The sequence below is a fragment of the Microlunatus panaciterrae genome (assembly GCF_016907535.1).
GTDB classification, from domain to species: Bacteria; Actinomycetota; Actinomycetes; order Propionibacteriales; family Propionibacteriaceae; genus Microlunatus; species Microlunatus panaciterrae.
Genome location: NZ_JAFBCF010000001.1, coordinates 460,940 through 481,250 on the forward strand (window position 1 = coordinate 460,940; position 20,311 = coordinate 481,250).

Consider the following 20,311-nt stretch of genomic DNA (forward strand, 5'->3'; position numbering starts at 1 on the left):
GCAGCAGCTGGGGACTCGTGTGGGTGCTGGTCGCGCTCGGCACGACGGGGATCGGCCTGACCCGATCGGCCCTACGCGTCACGACAGGGCCCTGCTGAGCCAGAGTCGGACCGCATGAAACACCCGGCCGCCGAGGCCGACCCTGGTCAGCTGGTCCTCTCGCGTCATGCCGCCGCCTCCTGACCGCGTCGTGCGCTCGCCGCCGGTGCGTACGGCTCGGCGACCGGGTACTTCCGCGGACGGCCACGAGGACGCTTGCGTGCCACGACCTCGCCCTGGACGAACAGCTCCCCGCCCCAGACGCCCCACGGCTCGCGCCGTTCGAGCGCACCGGCCAGGCAGGCCGTCTTCAGCGGGCAGCTCTGGCACAACGCCTTCGCGTGCTCGACGTCGAGCGGCGACTCGGCGAAGAACACCTCGGGGTCGACCAGACGACATGGCAACTCGTCCAGCTCTGCTTGTCTCTCTAGCGACTCGGGTGCCCCCAACGCTGGGTTTGCCACGAGCACACCTCCTACGTCGTTCATTTCGGCCAACTTCTCTTGCTGGAGCAGCTGGGGGTCCAGCTGCTCTCGATCGGCCGGGAAACACGAAGGCCGTGAATCCCGGTTGTCTGGGTTTCACGGCCTGGAGGCGGCTCTGTCGGTGGTTAGACCGGCGGTGGAGTCCAGGTTGTCAGTCCCAAACGGGTCGCAAACTTGCCATCGGTGGCGTCATCTCCATGCTTGACGGCACCAAACTCGGGGGTGGTGTCCGCGTCGACCGCGGTGCGGACGTTCCGGTAGGCCGGGCCGTCGAGGCAGGCGGACGTCGGGCGGATACCGGCGACGGCCAGCATGGACGGCTGCATGCGCATCGTCAGCCAGGCAGACACGTCGGCGGGGTTGGGCCGACGCACAGAGGCCTGGGTTGCGGTGCTCATGCAGCCCATGGTGATGATGCTCTCCATGTCGTTGCCCTCCTCTCGTCCGACGGGCGGTCCGGACAGGTGACCTGTTCGATTCGCAGCTGATCCTGGGGTGTCCTCGACTTCAATGGCTGAAGCAAAGTTCTCGATCAGACTAGGCAGTATCGCGGTACGGCGCAAATGATTTATCGGGCTTTTCCGGAACTTTTTTCGACCACGCCTGCTGAGCCGCAATTCCTACCGCTCAGGGTGCTGATTTCTCGGCCGCCGCGATGATGGCCAGCAGGTGTTCGCCATACCGCGTCGCCTTCGTCTGCCCAAGCCCATGAACCTTGATCAGCTCACGCTGGCTGCGCGGCTTGGTCTCGGCGATGGCCATCAGAGTGGCGTCGGTGAAGATGCAGTAGGCGGGCAGGCTCTGCTCGGCCGCCTCCTGCTTGCGCCACTCCTTGAGGACAACGAGCGTCTCCTCGTCGAAGGTGGCCGGACAGTCCTCGTGCCGACCCAGCTTGCGTTCCGCCCCGGTGTTCAGGGCGTGCCCGCAGCTGCGACAACTGGCCGACAGCACGGAGCCGCGCTGACGACCCTGTCGTCGCCCGCTGGACCGCTGAGCTGTCGACGTCTGCGGGCGGACACCATCGAGGAACCTTGACGGGTTGCGCGAGTTACCGTTGCCGCTGCGGCTGCGCGACCAGGAGACCCGCAGATGCTGCCGCGCCCTGGTGACCCCTACGTACAGAAGTCGGCGCTCCTCCTCGATCTCGGCCGGTGACGTCGCCAGCACGAACGGCAGTGATCCTTCGTGCGCACCGACGACGGCGACCGCGTCCCACTCGAGACCCTTGGCCGAGTGGAGTGTCGAAACCGTCACGCCGTGCGCGCTGGGCACGTGCTGAGCCTCTGCGCGTCGGTCCAGCTCGGCCGACACCGCAGCCAGGTCGGCCCCTCCCGTTGCCCCGACCAGGTCCTCGGCGACGCTGAGCAGGGCGGCCAACGACTCCCACCGCTCCCGGATCGCCCCGCCGCCGTTCGGCGGCTCGGGTGTCCAGCCAAGCGCGCCGAACACCGCCTTGACCTGCTCGAGGGTGCCGGCCGGTGCCGGGTCGTCGCCGGTGGTGCGAGCCTCGGTGCGCAAGGTCAGTAACGCCTGCCGCACCTCTGGACGCTCATAGAACCGCTCGCCGCCACGCACCAGATAGGGAATGCCGCGGTCCGCCAGAGCGGCCTCGTAGGCAGGTGACTGCGCGTTGATCCTGAACAGCACCGCCATCTCGCGGTAGTCGACGTGCTGGGCGGCCAGGCCGGCAAGCCAGTCGGCCACCGCGCGCGCCTCGGCCGCCTCGTCGGAGGCCTCCGCGAAGACGACGTCGGGTCCCGGCTCACGCTGCGCCTGCAGGGTCACCGCCCCGAGGCTGTCGCCGGCCACCCGTGCCGTGGCCATGATCTTGTTCGCGACCCCCACCACCTGCGGGGTGGACCGGTAGTCGCGAACCAGACGCACCACCCGCGCCCCGGTCGTACGGCGGGCGAACTCGGTCAGGTAAGTCGCCTGCGCGCCGGCGAAGGAGTGGATCGTCTGGGCCGGATCGCCCACCACGCACAGATCGGTGCGGTCCCCGCGCCAGAGGTTCAGCAGCGCCTCCTGCAACGGGCTGACGTCCTGGTATTCGTCCACCACCAGGTGCCGGTAGGTGCGCCGCACCTGGTCGGCCACCTGCGGATGCTCCGAGATCAGCGCGGCGGCGCAGAGCAGGATGTCCTCGAAGTCGATCCGCTGCCGGTCGCGCTTGGCCGTCTCATAGCCGGCGAAGACGCGGGCCACGGTCTCCGGGTCGAACGACGCCAGTTGCCGGCCTTGGGTGGCGGCGATACCCGGGTAGGACTCGGCGGTCACATTGCTGACCTTCGACCATGAGATCTCCCCCACCAGGTCGCGGAGCCTGCCGGTGTCGACCTGGAGCCGGAGCCTGGACGCGGCCTCGGCCACCAGCGACATCCTGTTGTCCAGCACCTGCGGCAGGTCGCCCCCGTACACCCTGGGCCAGAAGTACTGCGCCTGGCGCAGGGCAGCCGAGTGGAACGTCCTGGCCTGAACGCCGAGGACACCCAGCTGCTGCAGCCGGCCACGCATCTCGCCTGCGGCCCGCTGGGTGAAGGTGACCGCCAGCACCGCGGTCGGGTTGTAGACACCGGAGGCGACGCCGTAGGCGATCCGGTGGGTGATGGCCCGGGTCTTGCCCGTCCCCGCACCGGCGATGACGACGACCGGACCGCCAAGTGAGGTGGCCACTTCCCGCTGCTCGGGGTCCAGAGCTTCCAGCAGCTGGTCGGGATGCGGGCGAATCACTGCCCCAGCCTAACTTCGGCCGCCGACAGAAGCCGCATCGACGTTCCGCACCCTGAGCCTGTCGAGGGCCGACCGACCACGCGGCCTGAGCCCGCCGAAGGCCGACCGACCACGCGGCCTGAGCCCACGGGCCCTTCGACAGGCTCAGGGCGCGGTGGCGAGCTCAGGGCGCGGTGGCGAGCTCAGGGCGCGGTGGCGAGCTCAGGGCGCGGTGGCGAGCTCAGGGCGCGGTGGCGAGCTCAGGGCGCGGTGGCGAGCTCAGGGCGCGGTGGCGAGCTCAGGGCGCGGTGGCGAGCTCAGGGCGCGGTGGCGAGCTCAGGGCGCGGTGGCGAGCTCAGGGCGCGGTGGCGAGCTCAGGGCGCGGTGGCGAGCTCAGGGCGCGGTGGCGAGTTCAGGGCGCGGTGGCGGGCTCCGGGCGCGGAGGTGCGCGGTGGAATAGCAGGCAGGGCCGCAGAGTTGAATAGGCTATGAATAAGTTCACCATCTACACCACTCAGTGGTGCGGCTACTGTCGGCGGCTCAAGTCCCAGCTGGGGCGCGAGGGCATCGCATTCAGCGAGGTCGACATCGAGCGCGAGCCGGAGGCGGCCGAGGTGGTGATGAAGATCAACAGTGGCAACCGCACGGTCCCGACGGTGGTCTTCTCCGACGGTTCTGCAATGACGAACCCCTCGGTGCACCAGGTCAGCAGCAAGCTCGACACCCTGGCCTGACCCGGTGACCACCGGCAGCTGAGGCGTCCTCAGCCGGCCCCAGCGGAGTTGTCCGACCCGCGCTCTATGGTTAGCCGCAATGACTCTGCACATCCATCGAGCCGAACGCGCCGACCGGCTGGCCCGGGCCCTCGGTGAGCTGCTGGCTCACCCGCTGGCGGACCCGTTCCGGCCGGAGGTCGTCAGCGTGCCGACTCCCGGCGTCGAGCGGTGGCTGTCACAGGCGCTGTCGCACCAGCTCGGCACCGGCGAAGGCGATGACGGGGTGTGTGCGGGCATCGACTTCTCGGCCCCTCGCCGGGTGGTGCAGCGGGCGACCTCAGCCGCCGGTGCGGACCCCGATACCGACCCCTGGCAACCCGCGAGATCGGTGTGGCCGCTGCTCGCTGTCATTGACCGGTCGCGAGGTGAGCCCTGGGCCGCTCTGCTCTGGTCCTACCTGGGTGTGCGCGACAGCTCCGACGCAGCCGAGGACCCGGCCCGGATCGGCCGGCGTTACGCGACCGCCCGCCATCTGGCCGAGCTGTTCTCCAGCTACGCCGCCAACCGGCCGGAGATGACGCTCGCCTGGGCGGCCGGCCGGGACGTGGACGGGGCTGGCGCTCCGTTGGGTCCCGACTACGCCTGGCAGGCGGAGCTGTGGCGCCGGCTGCGAACCGAGCTCGGCGGCCCCGGCCCCGCCGAACGGATCCGGGATGCGTGTCACGCTCTGCACGTCGACCCCACACTGACCGACCTGCCGGAGCGACTCTCGGTGTTCGGGGCGACCCGGCTCTCCACCGAACAGCAGTTGGTGTTGACCGCGCTGGCCGCCCATCGCGACGTCCACCTGTGGCTGCCGCACCCCTCGCCGGAGCTGTGGCTGCGCGTACGCGAGCGGGTGGGGGCCCACCCGCTGCCGGCCGCAGCCGCCCCGCGACGCGGTGACAGCACCGTCGACCTGCCCCGGCACCGCCTGCTGGCCTATCTCGGACGCGACTCCCGCGAGCTCCAGTTGCGGCTCTCCTCGGCTACCGTCGCGACGCAGGACCACCACTATGCCCCCCTCGAGACACCAGCCGGGCCGGCCCAGCACCCGCCGTCCCTGCTGACCCGACTGCAGGACGACATCGCCGCCGACCGGTCACCGGTCCCCCCAGCCGACCGGCCGCTGCTGGACCCGGCCGACCGCAGCATCCAGCTGCACTCCTCGCACGGCCCCGACCGCCAGGTCGAGGTGCTGCGCGAGGTTCTGGTCGGACTGTTGGCCTCCGACGCCACCCTCGAACCCCGCGACATCCTGGTGATGTGTCCCGACATCGAGTCGTTCGCGCCGCTCATCTCCGCCTCGTTCGGACTCGACACCGAGGAACACGAGAGCGACCACCCGGGTCACCGGCTACGGGTCAGGTTGGCTGACCGGTCGGTGCGGCAGCTCAACCCGCTGCTGGCCACGCTGGCACAGCTGCTCGAGATGACCGAGGCCAGGGTGGAGGCCTCAACTCTGCTGGACCTGCTGGCCGCCGCTCCGGTGGCGCGCAAGTTCAGGTTCTCCGAGGACGACCTGCTGCGCATCTCCGACCTGGTCGCGCGCTCCGGGGTCCGCTGGGGACTGGATCAGGAGCATCGGGGGAAGTTCCAGATGGGTCGGTTCGGGCAGAACACCTGGTCTGCTGGTCTGGACCGGCTGCTGCTCGGCGTGACCATGGCCGAGGACGACGAGTATTTCATCGGTACCACGCTGCCGCTCGACGATGTCGACTCCTCCGACGTGGATCTGGTCGGCCGGCTGGCCGAGTGTGTCGACCGGGTCCGGACCGCGCTGGTGTCGTTCGGCCGCCGGCAGCCGCTCGCGGCCTGGGTCGCGGCGTGCAGGGCCGCCCTGGACGCGCTCACCTCGGTGTCGGCGACGGACGCATGGCAGCTGGGCCACGCCTATGCCGAGCTCGGCCGGCTGGCCGAGTCGGCCGGCGCCCTGGGGACGCAGGTGGAGCTGTCACTGGCCGATCTCCGCTCGCTGTTGGCCGGCACCTTCCGTGGCCGGGCCAGCAGAGCCAACTTCCGGACCGGCACCCTGACCATGTCGACCATGCTGCCGATGCGCTCGGTTCCACACCGAGTTGTCTGCCTGCTCGGTGTCGACGACGGCGTCTACCCGCGGATCGGCGCCACCGACGGTGACGACATCCTGGCCGCCGACCCCTGCGTCGGAGACCGGGACCCGCGCAGCGAGGATCGTCAGCTGCTGCTCGATGCCGTGATGGCCGCCACCGAGCATCTGGTGGTCATCTACTCCGGAGCCGACCCGCGCACCAACGCACACCGGCCGCCGGCGGTTCCGATCGGCGAGCTGCTCGACACCCTCGACCTCACGGTGCGGAACGCCGACGGGAGCCGCGTGCAGGACGTCATCACCGTCAGCCACCCGCTCCAGCCGTTCGACCCGGCGAACTTCACGCCGCAGGCCCTCACCGCCGAGCCGCGACCGTTCAGCTTCGACCGGGCGTCGATGGCCGGAGCCAGGGCGGCAGCAGGTGCCCGACGCGATCCCGCGCCGACCTTCGACCTGACTCCCCTCCCCCCGGTCCAGCTCGACCGGCTCATCGCCCTGGAGGACCTGATCCGGTTCTTCGACCACCCGGTGAAGGCCTTCCTGAGGACGCGGGCCGGGCTCAGCCTGTTCGTCGAGGATCCGCTGCCGGACGAGATGGCAGTCGCCCTGGACGGCCTGCAGTCGTGGGCCGTCGGCGACCGGCTGCTGCGGCTCCGGCTGCGCGGCGTCGACCTGGAGCGGAGCGCGGCAGCCGAGTGGCGGCGCGGTGAGCTGCCACCGCAGCAGTTCGGGGAACGGGCGCTCCGCCCGGTCGTCTCCCAACTGGACGAGGTGATCGCGAGCGCCGCGCCCTATCTGGCGCAGCCGCGCACCAGTGTCGACGCGGTGGCGACGTTGCCCGACCACACCGTCAGTGGCACCCTGACCGGCCTGCACGGCACAGACCTGGTCGCCGTCGGCTACTCGACTCTGGCCTCCAAGCACCGTTTCCAGTCCTGGCTCAGGTTGCTGGCTCTGACGGTGCACGATCCGGCCGTCCCGTGGCGCAGTATCGCCATCGGCCGACGCCACACCTCGGTCCTCGGCCCGGTCACGGCGGAGTATGCCCGGACCGTGCTGGCCGACCTGGTGCAGCTGTACGCCACCGGGCTGTCGGAGCCGCTGCCGCTGGCCGCCAAGGCCTCCTGCGAGTACGCCCGGCTGCGCGGCCGCGGACAGCCGGTGGAGGCGGCCATCGAAGCCGCCGAACACTACTGGCGACAGGACGCCGACGAGGCCTACGGACTGTTCTTCGGCGCCGGCGCCGGGCTTGACGTGCTGCTGGCTCAACCGTCCCGCCAGGCTGAGGAGCGCGGAGCGCTGGCCGAACCCTCCCGGTTCGGCACCCTGTCCCGCCGGGTGTGGAACCCACTGCTCGAACGGGAGGCGCTGTGAGCGCGCCCAGCGCGAGTCCGCGGCCGGCCACCCCGTTCGATGTCTGCGGTCCGCTGCCCCACGGCACCACTGTGCTCGAGGCCAGTGCGGGAACCGGCAAGACCTACACCATCGCCGCCCTCGCTGCGCGCTACATCGCCGAGGGCAGGGTGCGGCTCGACCAGCTGATGCTGATCACGTTCGGCCGGATGGCGACCAACGAATTGCGGATGCGGGTCCGCGAGCGGTTGGTCCGGGTGGACACTGACCTCGCCCCCGGCCGGCCGCCCGCCGATGACCCGGTCTCGCGGCTGCTCGCCGACGGCACCCCGGCCGAGGTGGCCGAACGCCGGGCCAACATCGCACGGGCGCTGGCCGACTTCGACGCTGCGACGATCGCCACCACCCACGAGTTCTGCCAGCAGATGCTGGCCGGTCTCGGCGTATTGGGTGACCGTGAGCCGGACGCCGTATTCGTGGACAACCTGACCGACCTCACCCGCGAGGTCGCCTCCGACACCTACCTGCGCGGCTTCGCCAGTGACACCCGGGTGCCGCCGTTCACCTTCGACCAGGCACTGACGATTGCCGAGCGGGCGGTGGGTGCGCCGCACGCCGAGCTCGTTCCGCAGGACGACCAGGGGGTCGCAGGCGTACGGGTGCGGTTCGGCCAGGCGGTCCGCGCGGAGGTCCGACGACGCAAGGAGCGGGCCCGCCTCTTCACCTACGACGACATGCTGACCCGGCTGCAGCAGGTGCTGGCCGAGCCGAGGCACGGTGCCGCCGCGGCCCAGCGGCTGCGCGACCGGTACCGCATCGTCCTAGTGGACGAGTTCCAGGACACCGACCCGATCCAGTGGGACATCCTGCGTCGCGCCTTCCATGGCCACTCGACCCTGATCCTGATCGGTGACCCCAAGCAGGCGATCTACGCGTTCCGTGGCGCAGACGTGTTCAGCTATCTCGATGCGGTCCGCGAAGCCGGCACACTGGCGACGCTGGACACCAACTGGCGCAGCGACGCCGCGTTGGTGGACGCCTTCGACGTGCTGCTGGGCGAGGCAGCCCTCGGCGATGCCGCCATCACGGTACGGCCGGTGCAGGCGGCCAACGTGCACCGCCGGCTGGTCCTCCCCCGGTCCGATCCGAGCCCCGGGGCTGGTGACCCGGGCGACCAGGGCACGCTCAGCCCGGCGCCGGTCCGGATCCGGGTGCTGTCCCGCGACCGGGCAGCCCGCAAGCTGCCTTCGGTGGGTTCCGTTCGCCCCCGGATCGCCGCCGACCTGGTTGCCGACGTCAGCAGGCTGCTGTCGGCGGGCGCCGTCCTCGAGCTGCCCAACATCGACCGGCGGTCCGGTCGCGCCCACCCGGCCGGCAGCCGGCCGCTGAACCCCTCCGACATTGCCGTGCTGGTGCGCAGGAACAGCAGCGGGGAGCAGATCCGGGCCGCACTGGCCGCGGCCGGCATCCCGGCCGTCCTGATGGGTGCGGGCAGCGTGTTCAGCTCCACCCTCGCCCAGGAGTGGCTGACATTGCTGACAGCCCTCGAACAGCCCCGGCAGGCCAACGTCCGCAAGGCCTCGCTCACCTGCTTCTTCGGCTGGTCGTTCGCCCGGCTCGCCGAGGCCGACGATGAGGAGCTCACCGAGCTGAGCCAGACCATCCGGCTCTGGGCGAAGATCCTGAGCCGCCACGGAGTAGCGGCGCTGCTGGAGGCCATCACGAGCCACACCCGACTGGCCGAACGGCTGCTCGGCGAGGTCGGCGGTGAGCGTCGGCTCACCGACCTACGGCACATCGGTCAGAGCCTGCATGCAGCGATGGTCTCGACCTCGCTCGGCGTCAACGCCCTGGTGGCCTGGCTCCGGCAACGGATGGAGGAGGCCCAGGTCAACTCGCTCAACGACCGGACCCGTCGGCTCGAGACCGACGCCGACGCGGTCCAGATCCTGACAGTGCACCGCAGCAAGGGGCTCGAGTTCCCGGTCGTCTATCTGCCCGAGGCCTGGGATCGGCATGTCGGCGACGACGACGGCCAGCCGCTGTCCCTGCACCAGCCGGTCACCGCCACGGCGACAGCGCCGGCCGGCGCCGAACGCTGTGTCCTCGACCTGGGCGGTCGGAGCGGTCCTGGCCGCTCGGAGCGGCTCGGCCGTTACCGGCACGAGGATGCCGGCGAGGAGCTGCGGCTGCTGTATGTGGCCCTGACCCGAGCGCAGTGCCAGGTGGTCACCTGGTGGGCGCCCACCAGGAACACGCCCAGCTCCTCACTGCAGCGGTTCCTATTCGGGCCGCGGCGGGCCGGCGTCGAGCCGGCGCTGACGTACGAGGTCGACGACGAGCCGTTCACGCTGCGCCACCTGGCACCCCCGCTCTTCTCGGTCGAGGAGCTGGTGCCACGCGACCCGGTGACCTGGCAGCCGCCGGTCGACGGCACCCTGCGGTTGCAGGCCAGGCGGCTGACACGACAGCTCGATGTCGACTGGAGACGCACGTCGTACTCGGCCCTGACCGCAGCAGCGCACGGCGTCGACCTGAGCATCGCCGGCGTCGGCAGCGAGGCAGAGGCCGCCAAGGAGGACGACGAGTCGCCGGTCGCCGAGGTGCTGGCGGAGGGCCTGGGCCTGGCGCCACAACCTTCCCCTGCATCCCCGGGCGCCTCCCCGTTCGCCGTCGTGTCGCCGATGAACGACCTGCCGAGCGGTGCCCAGTTCGGCACCGTGGTGCATGCCGTGCTGGAACGCATCGACCCGACCAGTCCGGACCTGTCGGCCGAGGTCGCCACGGCCGTGGCCGAACAGCTCGGCCGTGGACCGTCCGGGCCACTCACCGTCGAGGCCCTCACCGAGGCGCTGCTGCCGTCGCTGCGGACGCCGCTGGGGCCGCTCGCCGACGGCCTCAGGCTCTGCGACATCGCCACCACCGACCGGTTGGCCGAGCTCGACTTCGAGTTCCCGCTCGCCGGCGGCGAACACCCGACCACCGAGCTGAGACTCGGGCAGATCGTCCCGCTGCTGCGCCGCCACCTCGGTTCCACCGACCCGCTGGCCGACTATCCCGACCGGATCGCGCACCCGCTGCTCGCCGACCAGTCGCTGCGCGGCTACCTCAACGGCAGCATCGATGCGGTGCTGCGGCTCGGCCAGACGCAGCAGGCGCCGCGCTATGTCGTCGTGGACTACAAGACGAACTGGCTGGGCGACTTCGGTGCTGAGCCGCTGACCCTGGGGCACTACGCGCCGCCACTGCTCTCGCAGGCCATGATGCAGGCCCACTACCCGCTGCAGGCGCTGCTCTACTCGGTCGCGGTGCACCGCTTCCTGCGCTGGCGGCAGCCTGGGTACGACCCGGCCGTGCATCTCGGCGGAGTGCTCTACCTCTTCCTGCGCGGCATGGGCGGCCCTGACACCCCGATGGTCGACGCGGTGCCCTGCGGAGTGTTCAGCTGGCTGCCGCCACCGGCCCTGGTGACCGAGCTGTCGGATCTGCTGGATCGGGGCGCACCCCAGCCGGAGGTGCACCGATGACGCTTCCCCTGGTCGAAGACACCGATGCCGGCCTGGTCCGGAGCTGCACCGGCCTGCTGCGGCTGTTCAACGCCGCCGGAGTGCTCGGGCCGGCCGATGTCCACACCGCTACCGCGGTCGCCCGGATCGGTGGTGAGTCCGACGAGGCCGTGATGCTCGCCCTGGCACTGACCGTACGGGCACTGCGGACGGGGTCGGTGTGCATCGACCTGCGCACGATCTCCGAGACGGTCTATGACGACTCCGAACAGCAGGTGGACGTCAGCGACCTGCCGTGGCCTGCCGTCGAGGACTGGAGAGCCGCCTGCGAGCGCAGCCCACTGGTATCGGTCGGGCCCTACCGGGCCGGTGATCGGCCACTGCGGCTGGCCTTCGGCCTGCTCTACCTGGAGCGGTACTGGCAGCAGGAGGAGACGGTCCGGATCGAGCTGCAGCGGCGATTGGCGACCCCTCCTCCGGTCGTCGACGCGGAGCTGTTGGCTGGCGGGCTGGCGCGGATCTTCTCTCGGCGGGGCTTGTCCGAGACAGAGCCGGACCGTCAGCGACTGGCAGCCGCCGTCAGCGCACTGCGCTGGCTGCTGGTGCTGGCCGGAGGTCCCGGCACCGGAAAGACGACGACCGTCGCCAAGCTGCTCGCCCTGCTGGGCGACCAGCGGGGCAGCCGGCCCCGGATAGCGCTGGCGGCTCCGACCGGCAAGGCGGCCGCCAGGCTGGAGGAGGCCGTTCGGGCAGCGAGCGGCACCCTCCCGCCGGCCGACCGGGAGCGGCTGGGCGAGCTGAACGCGTCGACGCTGCATCGCCTGCTCGGTTGGCAGCCGGGTAACCGCGGTCGGTTCAGGCACGACCGCGAGAACCACCTGCCCTATGACGTGATCGTCGTGGACGAGATGTCGATGGTGTCGTTGACGATGATGGCGCGGCTGCTCGAGGCGGTCCGGCCGGATGCCCGGCTGGTCCTGGTCGGGGATCCGGACCAGCTGTCCTCGGTCGAGGCCGGGGCGGTGATGGCCGATGTGGTGAACGCTCCGGGTGAGATCGACCGCGAGCTGGGCTCCGCTGTTGCCGGAATTCCCGATCCCGGGTCGAGCGTGCCGGCCCCCACAGACCTCCGCCACGGGGTGGTCCAGCTGACCCACACCTGGCGGTTCGGCGCGGCCATCGACGAGCTGGCCAGGGCGATCCGCGCCGGTGACCCCGACTGGACGATGCAGGTGCTCCGCTCGGACCGGGAGGGGCTGGTGTTCGCAGAGGTGGACCTGGAACAGCCTCGACCGGAGGGCCTGGGGCCGCTGGCCGAGCGCGTCCGGCGGGCAGGGCGACGGGTGGATGAGGCCGCTCGGGCCGGGTTGGCCTTCGAGGCGTTGGCCGCCCTGGACCTGCACCGGCTGCTGTGCGCGCATCGCAGCGGCCCCTTCGGGGTGGCCCGCTGGGGACTGGAGGCGGAGCGCTGGCTGGCCGAGGCGATCGAGGCATATGGCGCTGGCGGGGAGTGGTATGTCGGACGTCCCCTGCTGGTCACCGCCAACGACTACGACATGGGGCTCTACAACGGCGACACCGGGGTGGTGCTGCAGACCGAGCAGGGACTGCGCGCGGCCTTCGCCCGCGGCGGTGAGCCGCTGCTCTATTCGCCCGTACGGCTGGACTCCGTCCAGACGGTGCATGCGATGACCGTGCACCGGGCCCAGGGCAGTCAGTTCGAGGCGGTGTCGTTCATCGTGCCGCCGGAGGACTCGCCGCTGCTGACCCGCGAGCTGCTGTACACCGCTGTCACCAGGGCGACCCGTCAGGTGCAGATCTTCGGCAGCGAGGCGTCCGTCCGCAAGGCCGTGCAACGACCGGCCAACCGGGCCAGCGGGCTGCGGGACCGGCTCGGAGCCCCGAGTCAGAGGTCGAGCTGACCTTCCAACCAGGCGTCGATCAGTCGGGAGGCGATGGAGGCCTTGCCGGGCAGGCTCAGCTCACCCGACGCCAGCTCGGCCCGTACCCGGTCGCGGGTGAACCAGTCTGCGAACTCGATCTCATGGCCGTCGACTGCGATCTCGGTGGTCTTGGCCCGGGCCGCGAAGCCGACCATCAGCGACCGCGGAAACGGCCATGGCTGGCTGCCGAAGTAGCGGACCTCCGACAGGGCGACGTCGACCTCTTCTGCGATCTCGCGGTGGATCGCCTGCTCCATCGACTCGCCAGCCTCGACGAAGCCGGCCAGCACCGAGACCCGCCGGTTGGGCCAGTTCGTCTGGCCGGCGAGCAACAGCCGGTCCCAGTCGTCGACAACTGCCACGATCACGGCCGGGTCGGTACGCGGGAAGAACTGCACCTCGTCGGCGCTGCAGTAGCGGGAGAAGCCGCCGTTGATCACCGTGCTCGGGTTGCCGCAGCGGCCGCACCGCGGTTCGGACCGATGCCAGTTGGTGATCGCGGCCGCCGCCGACGCGATGTCACGTTCCACGTCGGTCAGCTGGTGGCCCACCTCCCGCAACGAATGCACCGGACCCTCGGTCAGCGCCTCGACCACGAAGACGGGTGAACCGTCGAGCAGGCCCAGCAGGATGTGCCGCTGGCTGTCGAACTCGACGAAGGGTCGCGTCATCCGCAGCTGGTCGCCGGTCTCGTTGGTCGTGAACCGGGCGTCCTTGTCGATCTTGAGCAGCCGGGCATCCTCTGAACGCCACAGGTTCCCCACCCACTCGGTTGAGGATCGGTGCTGGTCCACCCGATCGAGCTCGCTCGGCAGTACCCAGTTCATCACCAGGCCAGCCTATCCATAGCACCCTCGCCAGGCTGCGCTGCGGTGCAGCCAGCCCGGTCACGCAGGCGGCAGCGAGCGCAGCAGCTGCTCGATCCCGGCGCGGTCCGGGAGCGCCGGCGGCCGGACGACCGAGTCGGTCCGCACGTAGTAGAAGACAGCGTCCACCCGCTCGAGCGGGACCTGGGTGAGCTCGGCCCACGCCATCCGGTAGATCGCCAGCTGCAGCGGGTCGGCCTCGCCGCCGATCTGAGTCTTCCAGTCCACCACCTGGTAGCGGAACGGTCCGTCCTCACCGAGGTCGTAGACGGCGTCGATCCGACCGCGGATCACGCTGCCGGCCGCCAGCACCGTGAACGGTGCCTCCAGGGCCCGCGGCACGATGCCGCCGAACGCGCCCGACGCGAACCGCTCACACAGCTCCCGCAGCTCCGTCTCCTCACCGACCCCGGCGTCGGCCCGGTCGGCCAGGTCGTCCGGGTCGATCAGCTGCTGCTGACCGAAATGGCGCTCCACCCAGCTGTGGAACCTGGTGCCGAACCGGGCCGCCCGGGACGGCGCCCGCGGCATCGGCCGGGCCAGCTCCGCCGCAAACCCCTCCGGGTCGGCGTTCAGCCGCATCATCGCGGTCGCCGACAGGGTTGACGGCAGCCGGACGATCCGGGTCTCCGACCTCGACTCGGCGATCTCGGTCAGCAGCCGGTCAAGGTCGGCATCCCAGCCCGCGACGATCTCCTCCTGGTCGAGCAGCAGGTGCTGGTCGGTCCCTCCCGGTACCTCATAGCTGCCGGTCCGGGCGAACCTCTCCCGGGCGCCGGCCACCATCGCCGCCGCAGTCTGTCGGCGGGACCAGCCATCGGGGTCGAACGGCCGCGGCCACGGCTGTGGCACCAGCTCCGCCACCAGCGGGTTCGCATCCCCCGGCGGCGGCGCCTCGTGCTCGACCCGGCCCTGCCGCTGCGCCTCGGCCAGGATCGCCGTGAGATAGCTGGAGGCAAGTCTCGGTCGGGTCAGCTCGGGACGCCAGGTGTGTCCCGACCCGTACAGCCGTTGGCGCGCCCGGGTGGCTGCGACATAGGCCAGCCGGTCCTCCGAGAGCAGCTGCTGCTCGGTCAGCCGAGTCTTGTACTCGGCCATCGCCGCGTTGGTCGCCTCCGCCAGCTGCGGGATGGCACCAGCATCTCCGCGCAGCTCGGCCGGCAGCACGGCCGGGTTGCTCACCCAGTTGTCGGTGACCCGGTCGCTCGGGAAGACCCCCTTGACCAGCCCCGGCAGGAAGACCACCTCCCACTCCAGGCCCTTCGCCCGGTGCACGGTGAGCAGCTTGACCGCGTCGGTGTCCGACGGCACCGCCTGGTCCAGCCCAGCACCCTGCTCGACCTCCGCCTGCAGATAGGCCAGCAAGCCGGTCAACGAGGCCGAGCCGTCCACGTCGACGTAGTCGGCCACCGCGTCCAGGAAGGTGCCCATCTGGTTGCGTCGAGATGTCCGGGCGAACTCCGGGGTCGACATCAGCTCCACGTCCAGACCGAGCGTGCTGATCACCCGCCGGGTCAGGTCGATCAGCGGCTCGTCACCGTGCCGGCGCAGGTAGGACAGCTCTGCCGCCAGCTGCTGGAACCGGGCCAGCGCCTCGCGGGAGTAGCCGGCGTCGCCCGGGCTCTCCAGCGCGTCGAGCAGGCAGACCACCTCGGTCGGGTCGACGTCGGCGACGGCCTCCTCCAGCGCACGTAGCAAGCCGCCGGTCCGCTCGTCCGCCGACTCCGGGTCGTGCCGCCGGGCCAGCTCACGCGCCCGCCGGCCGAGCAGCGCCAGGTCGCGAGGGCCGATGTTCCAGCGCGGCCCGCCCAGCAGCCTGACCAGCTCCGGGTTGGCCGTCACGTCGTCGACCAGCCGCAGGGTCGACACCACGTCCATGATCTCCGGCAGCTGCAGCAGCCCGCCCAGGCCGACGATCTCGACCGGGATGTCCCGGCCGGTCAGCTCGGCGTACAGCGGACCGATGTCGGCGTTGCGCCGGCTCAGGACGGCGATGTCGGACCACTGTCGGGCGGCTCCGTCGGAGCGGGCTGCCAGCACCTGGTCGGCGATCCAGGTCACCTCCTCCGGCCACGTCTCGAAGGTCGCCGCCCGCACCTGCCCCGGCCCGGACCCGGCCGGAGCGTGCAGCAGTCCCAACCCGCCGGTGCTGGCTCCGCCCGCGTCGTCCCCGACCAGGCTCGCGGTCGCCTTCCGCAGCGGCCTGGACAGCACGTTGGCCACATCGAGGATGGTCTGTCCGCTGCGCCTGTTGACGGTCAGCGCGAACCGCCGGCTGGGCGCTCCCGAGGCGGTCCGGAACTCGTCGGAGAACTGCAGGATGTTGCTGGCAGCCGCACCCCGCCAGCCGTAGATGGCCTGGAACGGGTCGCCGACCGCGGTCACCGGGTGCCCGAGCCCGGCGTACGGTGTGGCCCCGGAGAACAGTCCGCGGAGCATGATCGCCTGGGCCGCCGAGGTGTCCTGGTACTCGTCCAGCAACACCACCCGGAAGGCCGACCGCAGCGCGACCGACACTGCTGGCACCTCCACCGCCAGCCTGGCGGCGATGGCCATCTGGTCGGCGAACTCGACCAGGCCCAGCCGCTGCTTGAGCGCCTGGTAGTCCCGGACCAGGCTGGCCAGCTCCAGCCGCTCCTCCACCGCCACCAGTGCCTTCTTCACCTCGGCAAAGACGTTGCCGCGGTTGTTCAGCGGTGCTGAGCCCAGTGCCACCCGGTAGCCGCGGGCGTGCCGGTCCAGGTCGCCGGGGTCCACCAGATGCTGCTGCAGGTCGGAGTCCAGCTTCAGCACCCGCTCGGTGACGCTGATCGGCTTCAGCCTCGAGATGTACTCGAACGGACCGGCCGCGTTCTTCACCACTCGGGAGGCCAGCCGGAAGCGGGTCGCGCCGGTGATCATGGTCGGGTCGGCCTCGAAGCCGATCCGGAGCCCGTGCTCAGCCACCAGTCGGGCCGCGAAGGCGTCATAGGTCATGATCAGCTGCTCCCCCGACTCGTCCACCCCGTCGGACGCGATCACCCCGGCACGGAGCAGCGCCGTCCGCACCCGGGCGGAGAGCTCGGCGGCCGCCTTGCGGGTGAAGGTCAGTCCCAGCACCTCCTCCGCACGCACCTGGCCGGTGCCGACCAGCCAGACCACCCGGGCGGCCATCACAGTGGTCTTGCCCGACCCGGCACCGGCGATGATCACGCCGGGCTCCAGCGGAGCGGTGATCGCGGCCAGCTGCTCGTCGGAGAACTCGATCCCGAGGGCGTCGACCAGGTCCGCGGCGGTGTCGAGTCGCCGGGTGGAGCTCTGCGGGACCAACCGGGTGATGGTCACTGCACCACCTGTCGCCCGCTCGACTGGGTCGGGCAGCTGCTCTTGAACGGACAGTATCGGCAGCTGTTCCCGGCACGGGCCTCGAAGGTCTCGTTCCGGATCAGCTGCGCCGCGTCGGCCAGCCGCTGGTGCACCCAGGTCGGCAGGTCGCCCGTCCGGTCGGACCCCGGGTCGGCCGGCACCGGGAACGGGACGTCGTCCAGCGACGGCTGCTCGAACACCTTCGGCCAGCTGGTCTGCCCGTCGGCCAGCCGGAGGTACACCAGCTCGGCCCCGCCGGGACGGGCATCGGGACCGGTGACGTGGGCGAACGCGCCGGCCTGGACCGCCAGCTGGTAGACCCCCAGCTGGTCCTGCTGCGCCACCTCTCCGCTCGACGGCTGCGCCCTGGACGTCTTGAAGTCCACGATCCTGATCCGGCCGTCCGGGTCGCGCTCCACCCGGTCGGCGGTCCCGGTCAGATGCACCCGCTCGCTGCCGAGGTCGACCTCGGTGCTGAACGACACCTCGGTGCCGAGCAGCTCGCGTCCGGTCCGCGCCTCCTGCCACGCCACGAACCGTTCCAGCGCCGACTCGGCCTCGATCCGTTCCACCGCGGACAGCCAGTTGGCATCGAAGTCGAGCTGATCCCAGACCGACTCGAGGTGGTCGGAGAACGCCTCCGGGTCGATCTCGGCATTGGCGGCGTGCTCGGCCAGCACGTGCACCACCGAGCCGAAGCTGGCGGCACTGCCTCGGGTCGTCTCGGCCTGCGCCTTGCGGGCCAGGAACCACTGTCGGGGACACGACAGCACCGCGGCCAGCTGGCTGCCGGACAGCTGCACCGGCGAGCCGGGGCGCACCACCGGGTTCTCCGCGGTGGACACCCCCCGCATCCCCCACCAGCGCTGCGGATCCGCGGCAGTCGCCAGCCGCCGCCCGTCGCCGTCGACGGCGTCGGCCAGCCGGGCCAGCCGGATGGCCGCCGCCTCCCGCAGCGCCGGTGGCTGTTCGGGGTCGACACTGACGGTGCGGAGCTCACCGATCAGGGAGGCCAACGACAGCGGTCGGGCCGGCCGGCCGGCCAGCTGCCGGATCGGCACACCGAGCTCGGCCAGGAATCGCGACGGCTGGTCCCCCTCCCCCTCGGTGCCCTCCACCGCCGTCACCACCAGTCGCGACCGGGCGCGGGTGCAGGCGACGTAGAACAACCGGCGCTCCTCGGCGATCCGGCTGGCGGTGGGCACCGCGTCGGCGAGGCCGTGGCGGCTCAGCCGGTCGGCCTCCAGCAGCGACCCCCGCCGGCGGACGTCCGGCCAGGTGCCCTCCTGGACGCCGGCCACCACCACCAGCTGCCATTCCAGTCCCTTCGAGCGGTGCGCGGTCAGCACCCGGACCGCGGAGCCCCGAAGATCACCCTCGCGGAGCGTGTCGGCCGGAATCTGCTGGGACTCCACCTCGGCCAGGAAACCCGTGACGCCGCGCAGCCCGGACACCTCCTCAGACCGGGCGGCGATGTCGAACAGAGCACAGACGGCGTCGAGGTCCCGGTGGGCGCGGCGTCCCACGTCACCACTCTGGCTCGCCTCGGCGCGCAACCGTTGCGGCCATGACGTCGACGTCCAGAGCGCCCAGAGAGCCTCCTCCGCGGTGCCGTTGGCCCGGATCAGCCTCTCCACCTCGACCAGGGTCGAGGCCAGGGCTCGGGCCCCTCGCAGCTCGGCGCTGTCCGGGCAGTCGTCCAGCAGGCCAGGGTCCATCAGGGCGCGGAAGATCAGGTCGCTGGACAGCCTGGGCAGCCCGCTGCCGGCCAGCTCGGCCCGTTCCGCCTGGCGCAGGGCACGGCCCAGCCGCCTGATCGCCATGCTGTCCAGCCCGGCCAAGGGTGACATCAGCAGCTGCTGAGCCTCGTCGGCGTTCAGGCTGCGGCCCCGGGCTGCGACCCGCAGAGCGAGAAGCAGCGGCCGCACGGCCAGCTCGGCCGACAGCGGGATCTCGTCGCCGGCCACCTCGACCGGCACACCGACCCCGATCAGGGCGCGGGCGAGACCCGGGATGGACTGCCGGCCGGACCGCACCAGCACGGCCATCTCCGACCAGGCCAGCCCGTCTCTGAGATGGGCGCTGCGCAGCAGGTCGGCGATGTGCTCGGCCTCCGCGCCGGCCGAGACGCAGGTGAACACCTCGACCCGACCCTTCGGCAGCCCGGGTGCGGCCCTGGGATGCCTGAAGACGTCGAACGCCTCGCCCGGGAGCGGCCGGGCGACGGCCAGTCTGGAGGCGATGTTCCGGCTGGCCGCGAGCAGGTTGACCCCGAACCGCCTGGTCTGGCCGAGCGCGATCACCGGCGCCGGCTGGCCGGCCGCGGTGCGGAACCGGTCGGGGAAGTCCAGGATGCCCCTGGCCTCGGCGCCCCGGAACGCATAGATGGACTGGTCCGGGTCTCCCACCACCACCACGTCACGGCCGCCGCCGGTGATCGCCCGCAGCAGGCTCACCTGAGACGGGTCGGTGTCCTGGTACTCGTCGACGAACACCGCGTCGATCTCGCCGCGCAGGGTCCGCACCACCTCCGGATCGGTCATCAAGATCCGGCAGCGGTGCACCAGCTCGGCGTAGTCCAGCACCTGCTCGGCGTCCAGCACGTCGAGGTACTCGTCGAAGAAGGCGCCGACACTGACCCACTCCGGACGTTCGGCCGCCTCGCCGACGGCCATCAGGTCCTCCGGGTCCATCCCGAGCTGGCGCGCCTTGGCCAGCACCGCCCGGACCTCGGCTGCGAACGCGCGGGTGGGGAAGGCCCGCTGCAGCGACTCCGGCCAGGTCGTGGTGCCCACCTCGGCACCGCCCTCCAGAGTCTCGCGGACCCGGAACTCCTGCTCCGGCGCGGTCAGCAGCCGCACCCCCGACCCGTACGCGTCCTGCTCGCCGAAGCGCCGCACCAGCGCATAGCAGAAAGCATGGAACGTCATCGCCATCGGCGTCACCACCGAACGCCCCAGTCGGGCGGTGATCCTGGTCCGCAGCTCGGCCGCGGCCTTGCGCGAGAAGGTCAGCACCAGCAGGCTGTCCGGCCGCTGGCCCCGTCGGACGATCCGGTCGACCACCGACTCCACCAGGGTGGTGGTCTTGCCGGTGCCGGGACCGGCGAGAACCAGCAACGGGCCGCCGGCATGGTTGACGACCGCCTGCTGGGACGCGTCCAGGTCGGGCGGTTCGGCGCGTACCTCGTCGGCACGGACGAGGCGGATGGTCGACACGTCCCCTATTGGAACAGAGCC

10 protein-coding genes are annotated in these 20,311 nt (G+C 71.3%); 4 read left to right on the top strand and 6 right to left on the bottom strand.

Translation table 11 applies throughout. From position 1 onward, the window contains the following. Window positions 1-164: 164 nt before the first annotated feature. From JOE57_RS02090 to JOE57_RS02100, 3 genes are all read right to left on the bottom strand, one after another. Window positions 165-503, bottom strand: a complete 339-nt coding sequence (locus tag JOE57_RS02090) for a WhiB family transcriptional regulator (RefSeq protein ID WP_338041107.1) — start codon at window positions 501-503, stop codon at window positions 165-167. 146 nt (window positions 504-649) lie between these two features. Beyond that, on the bottom strand, window positions 650-949 hold the full coding sequence (locus JOE57_RS02095; protein ID WP_204916171.1) for a hypothetical protein: 300 nt from the start codon (window positions 947-949) through the stop codon (window positions 650-652). Between the two features lie 202 nt (window positions 950-1,151). Next, window positions 1,152-3,254 (bottom strand): ATP-dependent DNA helicase UvrD2, encoded by a 2,103-nt coding sequence (locus tag JOE57_RS02100; protein ID WP_338041108.1) that lies wholly within the window; start codon window positions 3,252-3,254, stop codon window positions 1,152-1,154. A 467-nt stretch (window positions 3,255-3,721) separates the two neighbouring features. Here JOE57_RS02100 and JOE57_RS02105 point away from each other — a divergent pair, with 467 nt between their 5' ends. From JOE57_RS02105 to recD, 4 genes are all read left to right on the top strand, one after another. Further along, complete coding sequence (locus JOE57_RS02105; protein ID WP_204916172.1) at window positions 3,722-3,967, top strand: mycoredoxin; 246 nt, start codon at window positions 3,722-3,724, stop codon at window positions 3,965-3,967. 79 nt (window positions 3,968-4,046) lie between these two features. Then, a complete protein-coding gene (gene recC / locus JOE57_RS02110) occupies window positions 4,047-7,433 on the top strand; it encodes an exodeoxyribonuclease V subunit gamma (RefSeq protein WP_204916173.1) in 3,387 nt (1,128 codons plus the stop codon). Continuing rightward, window positions 7,430-10,939 carry a UvrD-helicase domain-containing protein gene (locus JOE57_RS02115; RefSeq protein ID WP_204916174.1) on the top strand — a complete coding sequence of 1,170 codons (3,510 nt, stop codon included), beginning with the start codon at window positions 7,430-7,432 and terminating at the stop codon, window positions 10,937-10,939. Before recC ends, JOE57_RS02115 begins: the two co-directional genes overlap by 4 nt. Continuing rightward, window positions 10,936-12,840: an exodeoxyribonuclease V subunit alpha gene (gene recD, locus JOE57_RS02120; protein WP_204916175.1), complete on the top strand. Its 1,905-nt coding sequence runs from the start codon at window positions 10,936-10,938 to the stop codon at window positions 12,838-12,840. The genes JOE57_RS02115 and recD overlap by 4 nt, the downstream gene beginning before the upstream one ends. Here the strand turns inward: recD and nudC are convergent. The 3 genes from nudC to JOE57_RS02135 are packed head-to-tail and all read right to left on the bottom strand — an operon-like array spanning window position 12,825 to window position 20,290. Beyond that, window positions 12,825-13,688 carry an NAD(+) diphosphatase gene (gene nudC / locus JOE57_RS02125; protein WP_239579085.1) on the bottom strand — a complete coding sequence of 288 codons (864 nt, stop codon included), beginning with the start codon at window positions 13,686-13,688 and terminating at the stop codon, window positions 12,825-12,827. The two genes, recD and nudC, sit on opposite strands and share 16 nt — an antisense overlap. A 60-nt stretch (window positions 13,689-13,748) precedes the next feature. Continuing rightward, window positions 13,749-17,051, bottom strand: a complete 3,303-nt coding sequence (locus tag JOE57_RS02130) for a UvrD-helicase domain-containing protein (RefSeq protein WP_338041109.1) — start codon at window positions 17,049-17,051, stop codon at window positions 13,749-13,751. Continuing rightward, a complete protein-coding gene (locus JOE57_RS02135) occupies window positions 17,048-20,290 on the bottom strand; it encodes a UvrD-helicase domain-containing protein (protein ID WP_204916177.1) in 3,243 nt (1,080 codons plus the stop codon). Before JOE57_RS02135 ends, JOE57_RS02130 begins: the two co-directional genes overlap by 4 nt. Window positions 20,291-20,311 lie beyond the last annotated feature (21 nt).

What these genes read in the sequence shown, in the direction of transcription:
- JOE57_RS02095 (WP_204916171.1), bottom strand. Translation starts at nt 949, where the DNA reads ATGGAGAGCATCATCACCATGGGCTGCATGAGCACCGCAACCCAGGCC.
- JOE57_RS02105 (WP_204916172.1), top strand. Translation starts at nt 3,722, where the DNA reads ATGAATAAGTTCACCATCTACACCACTCAGTGGTGCGGCTACTGTCGG.
- recC (WP_204916173.1), top strand. Translation starts at nt 4,047, where the DNA reads ATGACTCTGCACATCCATCGAGCCGAACGCGCCGACCGGCTGGCCCGG.
- recD (WP_204916175.1), top strand. Translation starts at nt 10,936, where the DNA reads ATGACGCTTCCCCTGGTCGAAGACACCGATGCCGGCCTGGTCCGGAGC.
- nudC (WP_239579085.1), bottom strand. Translation starts at nt 13,688, where the DNA reads ATGAACTGGGTACTGCCGAGCGAGCTCGATCGGGTGGACCAGCACCGA.